This window comes from Eggerthella guodeyinii (assembly GCF_009834925.2).
Classification (GTDB): domain Bacteria; phylum Actinomycetota; class Coriobacteriia; order Coriobacteriales; family Eggerthellaceae; genus Eggerthella; species Eggerthella guodeyinii.
Genome location: NZ_CP063310.1, coordinates 3,192,464 through 3,208,283, shown reverse-complemented (window position 1 = coordinate 3,208,283; position 15,820 = coordinate 3,192,464). Strand labels below are relative to the sequence as shown.

The following is a 15,820-nucleotide window of genomic DNA, read 5'->3' as shown; positions in this document are numbered from 1 at the left end:
ATTCCTAGTCTTCTTTCCAGAAGCTCTGGAGGAGCTGTTGACGGGAGCCGACGCCCGCCTTGTGGTAGATGTTGTGCACGTGCGCCTTCACCGTGCCCAGCGACAGCGTGAGCGCGCTCGCGATGTTCTGATTGTCCTTGCCCTCCAGCAGCAGGCCCAGCACGTCGCGTTCGCGCGGTGTGAGCGCGTGGCGGTCGGCGTAGCGCGCCAGCTGCGTGTGGGCGCGCTGCTGCACCTTCGTGGTGGCGCCGGTGGGCGGCTCGTGGAAGCGGATGGACAGGGCGTCGGCCGCCGAACGGATGGCCAGCGCCGCGCAGAAGACGACCGCCGCGTTCTCGCACATGTTGCGCTCGCTGAGATGGTAGGTGAAAGACAGGTCGGTGATCTGGGGCGCGAGGTAGTACATCATGACCGAGTCTTCCACGAACACGAGCGTGATCATCACGGCGAACACGAGATACGGCTTTCTCATGCGCAGCAGGTGCTGCCGCAACGCCTCGTCGCCGGTGCGGCGGTACGCCCAGAACCCGTACGCGAGCGCCGATGCCACGCAGAGGTCGCGCACGCCGTAGAAGATCCATTGGCTCAGCCGCGAGTCCTGCACGGCCACCACGACGACGGCCTGCACGAGCACGCAGATGCCGCAGGGCACGGCGATGCGCAGCCAGGTGCGGCGCTCGACGTATTCCAGCACCACCCACCACACGCTCATGATGAACAGCGTGGAGAACGCCAGCTTGAACCACGGGTGCATGAAGGGGAACGTCACGATCTCGGCCAACGTCTCGGGTTTCAGATACGAGTACTCGTCGAGGAAGATGAGCGACGTCTCCAGGCAGAACGCGAGGAAGAAGGCCATGACGCCCAGGTACGTGGTGCGGTGCGACACGAAGTAGGCCGACAGCGACATGCTGGCCGAGAACAGGCACATCAGGATGAACAGCATGGTGTAGCAGAACCAAACCTCGTTCATGGGGCCTCCTCGTCGTGGGCGCGCCGCGTGGTCTGCCTGGTCATTCCTTCCAGAAGTCGCGGGTGAGCTCCTGGCGGCTCGCGTGATCCGTCTTCTTCAGGATGTTGTGCACGTGCGCCTTCACCGTGCCCAGAGCCAGCTGCAGATCGCTGGCGATGTTCTGGTTGTCCTTGCCCTGCAGCACGAGCGCGAGGATCTCCCGCTCGCGGGCGGTCATGCCGTGGCGCTCGCTGTAGGCGGGCAGCAGGTCGTCGATCTGCTGGCGCACGACGGGGTTCTCGGACACCGGGGGCTCCTTGAACCGCAGGCGCAGCGTGGCGGCGGCTTCGCGCAGGCTGAAGAAGGCGAACGCCAGCATGAGGAAGTTCTCGGAGAAGTTGCGCTCGGATATGTAGAGGGGAAGCATGGCGACGGTGGTGGGGTCCCATACCAGCATCATGAACGTGTCCTCGAGGATGATGCACATCGTCAGCACGAGCGTGATCAGGAACAGGGGCTCCTGCCGGCGCATCCTCGCCTTTTCAATCTCGCTTTTCGTGGTGCGGTAGCGCAGCAGCGCGTACGCGAGGCACCACAGCAGGAATATCTGGCGCATGCTGTAGAACAGCCATTGCTTGTACTGCCCCTCGGGCACGGCGATGATGACGGTGGCGCTGAGCACGACGAATCCCACGGCCGGCACGATCCGCATCGACAGGCGCTTGTCCCCGAGGAAGTCGAGCGCGACGAGCCACAGCGATTGGATGATGCCCAGCGCGAAGAAGATCCTCAGAGCCGGCTGATCGATGATGTAGAACACTTCGAGGGGAAACTCGGTGTTCTGGCCGAGGTATTCGTTCTGGAAGATGAGCGCGAGGTCGAGAAAGTAGAACAGGAAGAACGCCACCATATATAGGTGGCTGCGTTTGCGGCAGACGAAGTACGCGGAAAGGGAGATCGTTCCCGCCGCGATGCAAACGAGCATGACGAGGATCGTGTAGAAGTAGAAGGCAATCTCCAAGGTTTAGTCCCCTCGCTTTCCCGCGTGCGGGTCGGCCGTTCTTCCTGCGGTTATTCTACCTCGTGGGTTTAGGGAGTCGTATCGGGGTTGTAGTGCTTTTGTAATCCAAGATTATAACACCTGATCAGAAGATGGATTACCAAGGATTATTTCGGTTATAGACTCTTTTTGAAGAAAATAATCTTCATTATTCCTTCACAACGGAGGGTGCCGGCTGCATAGTGGGCGCCATGAGAAGCGGCCGACGAACCGGAAGCCGCGGACACCGATCCCACATAGGAGGAACCATGGCAGTGAAGGACTACATCGACACCAACGACTTCACCAAGGAAGAGCTGCTCGACATGATCGAGCTGGCGCGGTCCATGAAGACCATGATCGAGGAGGGCGGCCGCTACCCGCAGGTGCTCAAGGACCGGACCCTCGGCATGATCTTCCAGCAGGTGTCCACCCGCACCCGCATCTCCTTCGAGACGGCCATGACCGACCTGGGCGGCCACGCGCAGTTCTTCGGCCCGGGCACCATCCAGCTCGGCGGCCACGAGACCCTCGAGGACACGGCGCGCGTCATGGGCTCGCTCGTCGACGTCCTGATGGCCCGCGTGAACCGCCACCCCGACGTCGTGGGCCTCGCCGCGAACTCGGCCGCGCCGGTCATCAACGGCATGTCCGACTACAACCACCCCACCCAGGAGCTCGGCGACCTCATGACCATGATCGAGAACCTGCCCGAGGGCAAGTCCATCGAGGACTGCAAGCTCGCCTTCGTCGGCGACGCCACCCAGGTGTGCGTGTCGCTGATGTTCATCGCCTCGAAGATGGGCATGGACTTCGTGCACTTCGGCCCGAAGGGCCACCAGGTGACCGACGGCGGCCTGGTCGTCGACAAGACCGTCGACATCATGGCCATCGCCGAGGGGAACTGCAAGGTCTCCGGCGGCACGGTGACCGTCTCCGACGACGTCGAGAGCATCGAGGGCGCCGACTTCGTCTACACCGACGTGTGGTACGGCCTCTACGACGAGGAGGAGGGCGGCGCGAGCTACATGGACGTCTTCTACCCCAAGTACCAGGTGACGATGGACATGATGGACTTCGCCGGCCCGGATTCCAAGTTCATGCACTGCCTGCCGGCCACCCGCGGCGAGGAGGTGACCGACGAGGTCATGGACCATCCCGAGCGCTCGCTTTGCTGGGTGGAGGCCGAGAACCGCAAGCACTCCATCCGCGCGATCCTCGCCTACCTGTGCCCCAAGGCGAAGGAGGACGCCGCCGTCGCCGACGCGGCCGAGGCCCGCATGAACGCGGTGCTCAACAAGATCGCCTAGCGATGCCTCGGGTGTTCCGAGGGGGACGGACCCCCTCGGAACACCCGCACTGATCGAACGCTCCACCGGGCCGGGCCCGCGCTCAAGCTGACGCGACCTGGTGGGGCTGACCCCCTGGAAGGGGATACCAATGGGTAATAAAGTCAAGAAGTTCTCATTCATCAGCGTCATTCTTTCCGTGATCTGCGTGGTGTTCGTGGCCGAGGCCGCCGCCCCCGCTGCCGCTATCGGCAACCAGCAGTTCTTCTGGTGGATCTTCCTCATCATCACGTTCCTGCTTCCCTACGGCATGGTGGTAGCCGAGCTGGGAACCACTTACGATTCCGACGGCGGCCTGTACGACTGGATCCGCGAAGCCTTCGGCGATCGCTGGGGCAGCCGCGTGGCGTGGTACTACTGGATCAACTTCCCGCTGTGGATCGCATCGTTGGCCACGCTGTTCCCCGACATCCTCGGCATGGTGTTCGGCGTCGAGTTCGAGCTCGCCCCGGTCCTGCTCATCGAGCTGGCCTTCGTGTGGATCGTCGTGTTCATGAGCTTCTCGAAGGTGTCTGACTCCGCCTGGATCCTCAACGGCGGTGCCGTCCTCAAGGTGCTCATCGCGGTGTCCGTGGGCGGTCTCGGCATCTGGTACGCCGTGAACAACGGCTTCGCCAGCGACATGTCGCCGGCCACGTTCATGCCCGACCTCACCAACACCAACGCGTTGACGTACCTGTCCATCATCCTGTTCAACTTCATGGGCTTCGAGGTTATCTGCACGTTCGCCGGTGCCATGAAGAATCCCTCGAAGGACATTCCGAAGGCCATCGTGCTGGGCGGTCTGGCCATCGGCGCCATCTACCTGTTCTGCTCGTTCGGCATCGGCGCGGCCATCCCGGCCGACCAGATCGACCCGGACTTCGGCATGATCTACGCCGTGATGACCATGGTGGGCGAGGCGTCCCCGATCTTCATGATCATCTGCATCATCTTCCTCGTCACCCTGTTCGCGAACATGGCCTCCTGGTCGTTCGGCGTGAACTTCGTGGCCGACTACGCCGCCAAGCACGGCAACATGCCCAAGCTGTTCTCGCATGAGAACGCGAAGACGGAGATGCCCACCGGCGCGGCTATCATCAACGGCGTGGTGGCATCGCTCGCCCTCATGCTGCAGCTGATTCCGATCCCGGCCATCTCCGACGGTATCTTCTGGATGCTGTTCTCCATGAACGTCGTGTTCCTGCTGATCAGCTACATCCCGATGTTCCCGGCGTTCCTCAAGATGCGCAAGGTGGACCCGAACCGCAAGCGCGTGTTCACGTTCCCCTTCAAGGGCAAGCTCATGTACGTTATGCTGGCCATCCCCGCCATCGAGCTCGTGCTCGCCATCATCGCCACCATCGTGCCGCTCAACGGCACGGAGGAGGAGCTCTCGAAGATCCCCATGCTCATCGGCGTGATCGTGTTCGTGGTGCTCGGCGAAGTGGTGCGCATCTGGTCGAAGCGCGGCCGCACGGAAGAGTACAAGGGCTTGACGCCCGCCCTGGCCGCCGAGCGTTTGGCCGAGGAAGCCGCCGAAGAGGCTGGCGAGGGTGCCGAAGCCGAAGAGGCGAAGAGCGACGCGGAGGCCGAGCCCGTACCGGTGGCGTAGCAACCGCCGCAACCGCAAGCAACGCTTGAAAGCAAGTACTGCAAACCAAAACAGAAAGGTGTGCATTATGAAGACGATTCACGAGAGCGAATCCACCCCGAAGGCAGACGGCTACCGCATGCCCGGCGAGTTCGAGCCGCAGACCCGCATCTGGATGGCGTGGCCGCATCGCACCGACACGTGGGCCTGGGGCGCGAAGCCGGCGCAGAAGCAGTACGCCGACGTCGCCCGCGCCATCGCCCAGTTCGAGCCCGTCACGATGTGCGTGAACCAGGCCGACTACACCAACGCCAAGGCGATGTTCGAGAACGATGAGAACGTCACCGTCATCGAGATGACCACCGACGACGCGTGGGTGCGCGACACCGGTGCCACTTGGGTCGTCAACGACGAGGGCGACAAGCGCGCCGTGCATTGGCACTTCAACGCCTACGGCGGTTTCGAGAACGGCCTGTACTTCCCCTGGGACAAGGACGAGCAGATCGCGCTCAAGATGGCCGAGATGAGCGGTTGCCGCCGCTATCGCCCCGAGAGCTTCATCCTCGAGGGCGGCTCCATCCACGTCGACGGCGAGGGCACGGTCATCACCACCGACATGTGCCTGCTCGATCCCGGCCGCAACGCGTCGGCCACCGACTTCGAGCCCTGGTCCGAAGAGCTGCGCGCGTACTGCGACGAGCAGCTCAAGAAGTATCTGGGCGTCGAGAAGGTCATCTGGGTCAAGGACGGCATCGATCCCGAAGAGACGAACGGCCACATCGACGACGTCGCCCAGATCGTCGCGCCCGGCAAGGTGCTGTGCATCTGGTCCGACGATCCGGACTACCCGTTCTACAACGAGTGCCATGCCGCCTACGAGACGCTGTCGAACGCGACGGATGCCAAGGGCCGCAAGCTCGAGGTGACCAAGCTCGTCATGCCGGTGAACCCGCTGTACATGGATCAGGATTCGTGCGATTCCATCGACACCGATGAGAACGCCGAGCCGCGCGTGGCCGACGAGCCGCTGATCGCTTCCTACATGAACTTCCTCATCGTCAACGGCGGCGTCATCGTGCCGCAGTACGGCGACGAGAACGACGCGCTGGCCGTCGAGCAGATCCAGGCCGCGTTCGACGAGGCGTGGGGCGAGGGCGTGTACAAGGCCGTGGGCGTGAAGACCGACCAGGTCGTCTTCGGCGGCGGCAACATCCACTGCATCACCCAGCAGGAACCCGCCGGCAAGTAGTACCGCGCGCCGTGGCGCGCCTGGAATCTTCCCGGTCGAGTGCGTTCATGCGCGCCGACCGGGCGGATTCATAGGATGCATTTTCCAGAGAACCGCGCGTTTTCCTTCAGCTTCCCGGTGCGCACCGGCGAAGGGGGCGATGCGGCAGGAGCGGTCCTTTTCGCCAGGGGCCGCTCCGCCTTTTCCATCAATCCTCGATAGAAGGAGTTTCGTATGCCTTACCAGAAGGGTGACGGCAAGTCGGTCGTCATCGCGCTCGGCGGCAATGCGCTGGGCAACACGCCGCAGGAGCAGCTCGACCTCGTGAAGAACACCGCCAAGCACATCGTGGACATGGTGGGCGAGGGCGCGAACGTCGTGGTCAGCCACGGCAACGGCCCGCAGGTCGGCATGATCAACAACGCCTTCGCCTACGCGAGCGCCCACGACGGCAAGACCCCCGAGATGCCGTTCCCCGAGGCCGGCGCCATGAGCCAGGGCTACATCGGCTACCAGCTGTCCCAGGCCATCCTCAACGACCTCAAGGATCGCGGCATCATGCGCTCCACCGCCTGCATCGTCACGCAGACCGTGGTGGATCCAGACGACCCGGCGTTCCAGAACCCCACGAAGCCCGTCGGCGCGTTCCTGTCCGAGGAGGAGGCCAAGGCCAAAGCCGCCGAGACCGGTTGGACGTTCAAGGAGGACGCCGGCCGCGGCTGGCGCCAGGTGGTGGCTTCGCCGAAGCCCGTGCGCATCGTCGAGTTCGACGCGGTGAAGGACCTCATGGACGACGGCTACATCGTGGTGTCCACGGGCGGCGGCGGCGTGCCGGTGTTCGAGGAGGACGGCCAGTACACGGGCGTCCCCGCGGTCATCGACAAGGACCGCTCCTCGGCCAAGCTCGCGGCCGACTTCGGCGCCGACATGCTCGTCATCCTCACGGCCGTCGAGAAGGTGTGCATCAACTTCGGCAAGCCCGACCAGGCCGAGATCTCCACGATGACCGTGGCCGAGGCCGAGGAGTACATCGCCCAGGGCCAGTTCGCCCCCGGCTCCATGCTTCCGAAGGTGGAGGCCTGCATCGAGTTCGTGCAGGCGCATCCCGAGGGCAAGGCCCTCATCACGAGCCTCGAGTGCGCCGCCGCGGGCCTCGAAGGCAAGACCGGCACGGTGATCACCGCCTAGCGCAGCAACCTCGCATCGCCAGCTCCACCAAGCGCCCCGCCCCGACCTCGGTCCCGGCGGGGCGCTTTGCTATTCCTTCCAAAAATCCTGCATGAGCTCCCGGCGGCTCGCCTGGTCGGTTTTCTTCAGGATGTTGTGCGTGTGCGATTTCACCGTGCCCACGGCAAGCTGCAGCTCGCTCGCGATGTTCTGGTAATCCTTGCCCAGCAGTGTGAGTCTGAGGATGTCGCGCTCGCGCGGCGTCAGCCGATGCTGCTCGGCGTACAGCGGCAGCACGTCCTCGATGTGTATCTGGGACGCGGGGCTGTCGGGGGTGGGCGGCTCCTTCGCCCTGAGGTGGAGGGTTCTGATGCCCGTGCGCAGGGCGAAGAAGGCGTACACCAGGACGAGGGTGTTCTCCGAGAAATTGCGCTCGGACAGGTACAGCGGCAGCAGGGATGCCGCGATGGCTCCCGACGGAGTCCAGATGAGGATGAGCAGCGTGTTCTCGACGACGATGCAAACCACGAGCACGGCCGTTGCGAGGAACAGCGGTTTCTGCCGGTGCAGCCGCGCATGTTCAATGGCGCTCCCGGTACGCCGGTACTGCACGAAGGAGTACGCAAGGCACCAGACGAAGAACGCCTCGCGCAGGCTGTAGAAGCACCATTGCTTCCAATCGCCTTCGGGCATCAGCATGACGACGAGGAAGCTGGCGACGACGAACGCGGCCGCCGGCGCGATCTTGAGCGTGAGACTCCGCTTGTTGAGGTAATCGCACACGATGAGCCAGATCGATTCCAGGATGCCCACGGCGAACACGGTTTTGAGCAGGGGCTGCTCGATGCCGTAGTACGAATCGAGGGGAATGAGCGTGCCGTGGTTCAGGTACTCGCTCTGGAATATGAGCACGAGGTCGAAGAAGTAGAACAGGAAGAAGAACACGGTGAAGAGGTACGTGCGGTTCTGCGAGATGAGGAACGTGGAGATCGCGATCGTGCTTGCGGCGATGCAAACCAGCATGACGAGTATCGTGTAAACGTAGAAAACAATTTCCAACGTGATCTACTCCCCTTCGATCCCCGGTGCGAGCCTGTGTGCCCATGATAACCCTCCGAAGGGGAGGCGATAGCGGTTCAAATGCGTTCAGGGCCGGTTCAAAAAGGTTCAGACGCGTTCAAACGGGTTCATGCGATGCCGACCGCACTATCACCCCTTTGTAATACCTCCTGCTCATACGCTGTATTTCTGGTTCAGTTCCCCTGGGGGCGAACTGCGCCGAAAAATGAACTCCATTATTCCTTCACAACCTCACCTCCTGCTCCCATGCTGTGCGCCATGAGAAGCGGCCGACGAACCGGAAGCCGCGGACACCGATCCCACATAGGAGGAACCATGGCAGTGAAGGACTACATCGACACCAACGACTTCGCCAAGGAAGAGCTGCTCGACATGATCGAGCTGGCGCGGTCCATGAAGACCATGATCGAGGAGGGCGGCCGCTACCCGCTGATCCTGAAGGACCGGACCCTCGGCATGATCTTCCAGCAGGTGTCCACCCGCACCCGCATCTCCTTCGAGACGGCCATGACCGACCTGGGCGGCCACGCGCAGTTCTTCGGCCCGGGCACCATCCAGCTCGGCGGCCACGAGACGCTCGAGGACACCGCGCGCGTCATGGGCTCGCTCGTCGACGTCCTCATGGCCCGCGTGAACCGCCACCCCGACGTGGTCGGCCTCGCCGCCAACAGCGCGGCCCCGGTCATCAACGGCATGTCCGACTACAACCACCCCACGCAAGAGCTCGGCGACCTCATGACCATGATCGAGAACCTGCCCGAGGGCAAGTCCATCGAGGACTGCAAGCTCGCCTTCGTCGGCGACGCCACCCAGGTGTGCGTGTCGCTGATGTTCATCGCCTCGAAGATGGGCATGGACTTCGTGCACTTCGGCCCGAAGGGCCACCAGGTGACCGACGGCGGCCTGGTCGTCGACAAGACCGTCGACATCATGGCGATCGCCGAGGAGAACTGCAAGGTGTCCGGCGGCACGGTGACCGTCTCCGACGACGTCGAGAGCATCAAGGGCGCCGACTTCGTCTACACCGACGTGTGGTACGGCCTCTACGACGAGGAGGAGGGCGGCGCGAGCTACATGGACGTCTTCTACCCCAAGTACCAGGTGACGATGGACATGATGGACTTCGCCGGCCCCGATTCCAAGTTCATGCACTGCCTGCCGGCCACCCGCGGCGAGGAGGTGACCGACGAGGTCATGGACCATCCCGAGCGCTCGCTTTGCTGGGTGGAGGCCGAGAACCGCAAGCACTCCATCCGCGCGATCCTCGCCTACCTCTGCCCCAAGGTGAAGGAGGACGCCGCCGTCGCCGACGCGGCCGAGGCCCGCATGAACGCGGTGCTGGGGAAGATCGGCAAGTAGGTTCCGGACGCGGCGTCCTCGCCGTCTTCGACGGTGCGGCGGCCGACCGCGGTCGCCGCACCGCTTCTGCACGAGCTACAGGAAGGATCTCACGATGAAAACGCGAGAGAAAGCAGTGAAAGAGGTGAAGTTTCGCCATGGCGTGCTGGCGCTCGGGGCGCTTGCGGTCGTCATGTTCGGCTGCGTGGTGGGGTTGGGGTCCGAGCCGCAGATCCCGCTGGTCATCGGGTGCGCCATCGCCGGCGGCATCGCCCTGTACCTGGGCCGCACGTGGGAGGACGTGCTCGATGCCATGCTCAAGGGCATCAACGACTCGATGGAGGCCGTGCTCATCCTGATGTGCATCGGCATGCTGGTGGGCGTGTGGATCCAATCGGGCACGGTTCCCACCATGATCTACTACGGCCTGATGGTGGTGACGCCCGAGCTGTTCCTGCCCATCGCCTTCGTGGTGACGCTTGTCGTCGGCGTCGTGCTGGGCTCGTGGGGCGCGGCCGGCACCATCGGCATCGCCTTCTTGGGCATCGCCGCCGCGCTGAACGTCCCACTGGGCATGGCTGCCGGTGCCATCGTCGCCGGAGCGTACGTCAGCGAGATCATCTCGCCGCTGGTCGACGGGCCGAACCTGGCCGCCGCCATCGCCGACTGCGGCGTGTTCGCGTTGTGCAAGCGCTTCCTCGTGCTGTGCCTCGTCACGTGCGCGGGCTGCACCGTCGTATACCTCGTGATTGGCATGAACCTCAACCTTGCGGGTTCTACCGACGTATCGGGCCAGGTCGCGTCGCTGCTGACGGCGCTTGATGCGAACTACAGCATCGGCCCCGTCACGCTCATCCCGCTCGCGGTGATGATCGTGTGCATCGCCCTGAAGGTGCCGGCCATCCCGTCCTTCCTCGTGGCCATCGCCTTCGGCATGCTCGAGGCGTGTACGCTGCAGGGCTCCGACCTGTCCACGGTGGTCGAGGTCGCCAACCTGGGCGTGGTGAGCAGCACCGGCTTCGCCGAGCTCGACGCGCTCCTGTCCAACGGCGGCATCCAGGAGATGATGAGCACCATCTCCATCGTCGTGCTCGTCATGGCCTTCGGGGGCATCATGCAGCACACGCACCTCATGGACGCGCTGGTCGATCCTATCGTCAGCCGCCTGCGTCGCTTCGCCCAGCTGGTCACGGCCACCGTGTTCTCGGGCGCGCTGTTCAACGTGCTGCTGCCCGACCAGTACCCGGCCATCACGCTGTCCACGCAGATGTACAGCAAAGAGTTCCGCCGTCGTGGCGTGGAGAACGAGGTGTGGGGCAACATCGTGAACTCGAGCGCCGGCATCACCTCGGTGCTCGTGCCGTGGAACACCTGCGCCGTGTACATGGTGACGGTGCTGGGCGTCCCGTGTCTCGCCTATGCGCCGTACGCGTTCTTCTGCTACCTGTATCCGCTGGTCATCATCGTGGCGGGTATGTTCTTCAGCCGGAAGCTCGGTTGGATTTCCCGGCCCGAGCCCGTCGAGCCCGAAGCCGTCGCCGTGCGGGAGGGCTGCCCGGACGGCGTGACCGCCGCCCAAAACGCGTAACGAACCGGAGGCTCGCGTGACAGGTGCGCGCGGGCCTCGCTCGATGGAGCACTTCGCCCAGAGCGCATGGCCTGTGCGCCCCGCCCGAAGCGCCCCGCTCGCACGCGGCCGTCCGGCTTGCGTGAAGAGGGATTTCGGAAGTGAGGGATTCACATGAAGGGAAACTTGAAGGAGGCGCGAGGCCATGCGTGGCTCGTCGTGCTCGCCTGCGGGTTCATGATCTCGGGATCGATCGGCTTTCTCACGGTGGTTGCGGGCAACTTCTACGTGCCCGTCAGCGAGAGCCTCGGCGTGGAGGAGTCGTCGCTGACGCTCTACATGACCATCGTGTGCCTGGGGCAGGCGATCAGCATGCCCATCGCCGGGCGCGTGGTTCCCAAGATGAACATCGCCGTGCATATGACGCTGATCAACGCCGTGGAGGCGGCTGCTGTGGTGGTGATGTGCCTGTACAACGACGTGTCGCTGTGGTACGTCTCGGGCGCGATCGTGGGCATCTGCATGGGGTTCAACACCTCGGTGGGCATCGCCATCATCCTGAACAACTGGTTCTACAAGCGCACCGGTTTGGCCATCGGCATCGCCTGGGCGCTCGCCAGCGTGTGCAACGCCATCATGAGCCCCATCATCAACTCGGTGATCTCGACGGCCGGTTGGCGCGTAGGCTACGTGGTGCTCGGCTTATCGGCCGCCGTGCTCATGTGCGGCTCATCCCTGTTCATCATCAGGCTGAAGCCCGAGGTGAAGGGCTACCTGCCGTACGGGTACGCCGAGGTCGGCGCCGCCGCCGAGCAGGGATCGACCGAGGGCGTGGACTTCAAGCGAGCGGTGAAGTCGCCCGCGTTCATCGCGCTCATCGCCGCGATGTGCCTGATCGTCATGACCACGGTGACCAACCAGCTGTTTCCCATGTACGGGACGTCGGTCGGGTTCGCCCCGCACGTGGGCAGCCTCATGGTTTCGGTGGCGATGCTGTGCGATATCGCCTGGAACCCGCTCATCGGCTGGACGTGCGACAAGTTCGGTCCGGCGCGCGCCGTGGTCATGTGGGCCTCGGTGACGGTGCTGTCGTTCGTGTGCCTGCTGTTCAGCTCCGCCTCGCCGGTCCTCGCCTGCATCGGCGCCGGCCTGAACGACTCGATGTACGCCGTGTTCGGCACGGGCATCGCCACGCTGACCATGGCGATGTTCGGCCACAAGGACTACGGCAAGATATACTCGCTGGTTCCGGCCATCGGCTATGTGCTGGGCTCCATGGGCGCCCCGCTGCTGACGTCGCTCTACGAGCAGACGGGAAGCTTCCGGTCCGTCTGGATCTTCTGCATCGTGTGCGACGTGGCGATAGCGATATTCGCGGTCGTGGCGATGAGGTCCAGCAAGAAGCTCGCATGGAGTCGCGGGAACAGCCCCGCCGTCGAAGAGCCCGTGTTCGAGAAGGTGGAAGAGCAGCCTGTTTTGGCGTGAGGAGAGGGAGGTTGCTACGGGAAGCCCCTGCTGCGGCTTGACGACAGGATGTTACGAAGGGCGCTTCGGACGGCTGGCTTTTTCGAGCTCTTGCGCGAGAAAGCCGTCCAGTTCGGAGCGCCCTGAAATGCCCAGCTTCTTGTACGTGTTGTGGGCGTGTGTCTTCACTGTCCCGACTGAGATGTACTCGCGTTCGCTGATAGCGCGGTTGCTCATGCCTTCGGCCAGCATGCGCAACATCTCCTCCTCGCGCTTCGTCAATCCGTAGCGGTGCGCCACGACGGGGATGAGGTCGGCTTCCGAAGCTTTCCGTTCCAGATACCTGCGGTAACGAAGATAGAGGAATCCCGCTGCCAGATACGCGCACCCCAGCACTTCCATAGGGACCCTCCGAAGCGGATATATGTTTGCTTGAACACCCTGAAAGGTGATGATCGAATCGGCGATCTCGCAAGCGACGAACACGGCCAGCGCTGCGGCCAGCGCGAAGGCTTCCGAGCGGTTTGATCGCACTGTGCGCACGAGCAGCATGCGCATGCCGAACATGACGACCCATAAGCGCAGCACGGTGGAGATGACCCATTCCGCTATGACCGAGACGGCGAAATCTGGGATGGTCCAGCTGACGACGGTTCCCAGGAAGCACATCATCCAAAAGGCCGCTTCTTGGTTCGGGTGGCTGCGGTCAAACGAGCTGGTCAGGATGAGGCGATAGCATAACAGCATGGCTAGGCTCAGCGACGCGTAGACGTACGGTGCGGTTTCCTGCAGCCACGTGAGCGTAGCTTCGAATTCTGGGATGAAATCGAACATGTACAGCACGATGATGTCGATGAAATAGAGCAGATACAGCAAAGCCACGTACAGGAAGGTGCTGACGCCTTCTGCTCGATACAGGCGCAGGTAGGTAGAGCAAAGGTAGAGGCTCGCGAAACTGATGGCTATGTTGTAGAAAAAGAGCAGGTACGTCATAGCTCCCCCTTTCGAGAATTTGATTATAAAAGGGTCGCCGGTTCGTTGTGCTCGGGCTTGCGAGGGAGACGGCGAAATGCGAGGGTAGAAAAAATCTAAACCGCGTTCTAATCCCGTTTTGCCCTGTTCGCCGCATCGCGCACTTTCTATGGTGAGCGCATCGGGTTCGAAACGAGCCCTGAGAGAGCAAAGCCGAGTTCGAAGGGAGCGGGCATGGACAAGCGGCATAACGCGAAGGTGGAGGGACGCGATCGGGTGGGTCTGACGAGACGCTCGTTCGTTGCAGGTTCGGCAATGATGACGTTGGGAGCGTTGGCGTGCCTTGCCGGTTGCAGCGTTCCGTCGAGCGGGAGCGGAGATCCATCGGCAGCGTCATCCGAACAGACTGCGGATGTGGTGTTCAGAAACGGGCACGTGCAAACAATGGTCAGCGAAGGAGACGTGGCAGAGGCGGTTGCAATACGGGGCAACGAGATCGTGTATGTGGGTGACGATGCCGGCGCAGAGGCCTTTATTGCGGACGGCACGAACGTCATCGACTTGGACGGGGCATTCCTGTCACCAGGATTCATGGACGGGCACATCCACGCACCGGGGACATGGCTCGATCAGCTGTTCAACGTGTACCTTGAGGGCATGAAAACGAACGACGAGTACCTGGCTGCCATCAAGTCGTTTGTGGACGCTCACCCCGAGATGGACGCGTACTTCGGGCGTCCGTTCATGTTGAACGCCTACCAACAGGCCGACGGTTCGAATCCCGGACCCAGCAAGACGGACCTCGATGCGATTTGCGCCGACAAGCCCGTGGTCATTACCGACGTGTCGGGGCATTCCGCGTGGGTCAACTCAAGAGCGCTCGAGTTGGCCGGCATCACCACCGACACGCCGAACCCTGAAGGCGGAGTCATCTACCGCGATGCGAGCGGCGAGCCGTCCGGCTGTGTGACTGATGCGGCGTACGACCTCGTCTCGAGTGCAGTGCCGATGACCATCACGAATGAGCAGATGGAAGAAGCGCTCGTTTCGTTTATGGAGGAAGCGAACTCGTACGGGGTGACGGGCATCACGAACATCACACGCGGCGGCCTCGACGTCAACGATCTGTATCGCCGAATGGAGCGCGAAGGTCGACTCAGTCTACGCATGCGCGTTGTGACGACGATGGATCCGCTGTACTCCTACCAGGACGTGTTCGACACCATCGCGTCGAGCGTTCCTCAGGATACCGACATGGTCAGCACGAACACGGTTAAGATCTTCTATGACGGCGTGACCGAGAGCGGTACGGCCGTCATGCTTGAGCCGTATCTGCCCGAAGCGGGCTTGGGAGATGGCTGGGTCGGTGAGCCTATCTGGCCGGATGCTGAGTTCCAGGAGATGGTCAAGAGCTTCGACGCCGCGGGCGTGCAGGTGCACGTCCATGCAATTGGGGACGGGGCGGTGCGGGCGACGCTCGACGCGTACGAGGCGGCGCGCGCGGAGAACGGGATGCGTGATGCGCGTCATACCATTACGCACGCTTGCGCGATCACTGACGACGACGTCAAGCGCATGGCCGATCTCGATATCGTCGGGGCGCTCCAATTCCTTTGGATGTACGGCGATTCGCTGTACGAGCTGGAGAAGGCGTACATCGGTGAGGAGCGTGCGCTGGCCATGTATCCCACGAAGGACATGCATGAGGCGGGCGTAGTCGTATCGGGTGCGTCCGACGCCCCGGTGACGCCTTATGTGGTGCTCGACGAGATCGAGGTGGGCGTCACCCGCAACAGCCCCTACGCCGGAGAAGACAACGCCGACATGCATCGCTGGCCCGAACAGGGGTTGACCGCCTACCAAATGCTCGAAGCGTACACGAAGAACGTCGCCTACCAGAACTTTATGGACGATCTCGTGGGAACCATTGAGGTGGGCAAGCGTGCCGATCTGGTGGTGCTCGCGCAGAACATCTTGGAAACCGATCCGCGCACTATCTCCGATACGAAGGTGCTCTATACCGTTTCCGACGGCCGCATCGTGTACGAAGGCTAACGCGGTGGGCGGGGCGGGGTCCCGCGCTGCGAACGT

At 62.9% G+C, this 15,820-nt stretch carries 12 protein-coding genes; 8 read left to right on the top strand and 4 right to left on the bottom strand.

The features are described 5' to 3' along the window. Positions 1-4: 4 nt before the first annotated feature. Positions 5-973: a helix-turn-helix transcriptional regulator gene (locus GS424_RS13670; RefSeq protein ID WP_160943637.1), complete on the bottom strand. Its 969-nt coding sequence runs from the start codon at positions 971-973 to the stop codon at positions 5-7. A gap of 40 nt (positions 974-1,013) precedes the next feature. After that, positions 1,014-1,973: a helix-turn-helix domain-containing protein gene (locus tag GS424_RS13665; protein ID WP_160943638.1), complete on the bottom strand. Its 960-nt coding sequence runs from the start codon at positions 1,971-1,973 to the stop codon at positions 1,014-1,016. A 287-nt stretch (positions 1,974-2,260) separates the two neighbouring features. Here GS424_RS13665 and ptcA (GS424_RS13660) point away from each other — a divergent pair, with 287 nt between their 5' ends. The 4 genes from ptcA (GS424_RS13660) (at position 2,261) to arcC (ending at position 7,329) form a co-directional block, all read left to right on the top strand. Next, the gene (gene ptcA, locus GS424_RS13660) at positions 2,261-3,301 is read left to right on the top strand and encodes a putrescine carbamoyltransferase (RefSeq protein WP_193666527.1); all 1,041 of its coding nucleotides are present in this window, start codon (positions 2,261-2,263) and stop codon (positions 3,299-3,301) included. 130 nt (positions 3,302-3,431) lie between these two features. Beyond that, positions 3,432-4,934 carry an APC family permease gene (locus tag GS424_RS13655; protein ID WP_160943701.1) on the top strand — a complete coding sequence of 501 codons (1,503 nt, stop codon included), beginning with the start codon at positions 3,432-3,434 and terminating at the stop codon, positions 4,932-4,934. Between the two features lie 67 nt (positions 4,935-5,001). Then, positions 5,002-6,162, top strand: coding sequence for an agmatine deiminase (gene aguA, locus GS424_RS13650; RefSeq protein WP_160943702.1), 1,161 nt, complete (start codon positions 5,002-5,004; stop codon positions 6,160-6,162). Positions 6,163-6,375: 213 nt separating this feature from the next. Next, a complete protein-coding gene (arcC, locus tag GS424_RS13645) occupies positions 6,376-7,329 on the top strand; it encodes a carbamate kinase (protein ID WP_160943703.1) in 954 nt (317 codons plus the stop codon). A 69-nt stretch (positions 7,330-7,398) separates the two neighbouring features. On the opposite strand, the gene GS424_RS13640 is transcribed toward arcC, so the two are convergent. Then, positions 7,399-8,367 (bottom strand): LuxR C-terminal-related transcriptional regulator, encoded by a 969-nt coding sequence (locus GS424_RS13640; protein WP_160943704.1) that lies wholly within the window; start codon positions 8,365-8,367, stop codon positions 7,399-7,401. A gap of 336 nt (positions 8,368-8,703) precedes the next feature. Here GS424_RS13640 and ptcA (GS424_RS13635) point away from each other — a divergent pair, with 336 nt between their 5' ends. The 3 genes from ptcA (GS424_RS13635) (at position 8,704) to GS424_RS13625 (ending at position 12,778) form a co-directional block, all read left to right on the top strand. Then, a complete protein-coding gene (gene ptcA / locus GS424_RS13635) occupies positions 8,704-9,747 on the top strand; it encodes a putrescine carbamoyltransferase (protein WP_193666526.1) in 1,044 nt (347 codons plus the stop codon). 94 nt (positions 9,748-9,841) lie between these two features. Beyond that, the gene (locus GS424_RS13630; protein WP_160942536.1) at positions 9,842-11,314 is read left to right on the top strand and encodes a Na+/H+ antiporter NhaC family protein; all 1,473 of its coding nucleotides are present in this window, start codon (positions 9,842-9,844) and stop codon (positions 11,312-11,314) included. A 153-nt stretch (positions 11,315-11,467) separates the two neighbouring features. Then, a complete protein-coding gene (locus tag GS424_RS13625) occupies positions 11,468-12,778 on the top strand; it encodes an MFS transporter (RefSeq protein ID WP_160942537.1) in 1,311 nt (436 codons plus the stop codon). 51 nt (positions 12,779-12,829) lie between these two features. On the opposite strand, the gene GS424_RS13620 is transcribed toward GS424_RS13625, so the two are convergent. Then, a complete protein-coding gene (locus tag GS424_RS13620) occupies positions 12,830-13,750 on the bottom strand; it encodes a helix-turn-helix domain-containing protein (protein WP_160942538.1) in 921 nt (306 codons plus the stop codon). A 213-nt stretch (positions 13,751-13,963) separates the two neighbouring features. On the opposite strand from GS424_RS13620, the gene GS424_RS13615 reads away from it, so the two are divergent. Further along, the gene (locus GS424_RS13615; protein WP_160942539.1) at positions 13,964-15,784 is read left to right on the top strand and encodes an amidohydrolase; all 1,821 of its coding nucleotides are present in this window, start codon (positions 13,964-13,966) and stop codon (positions 15,782-15,784) included. The last annotated feature ends 36 nt before the right edge of the window (positions 15,785-15,820 follow it).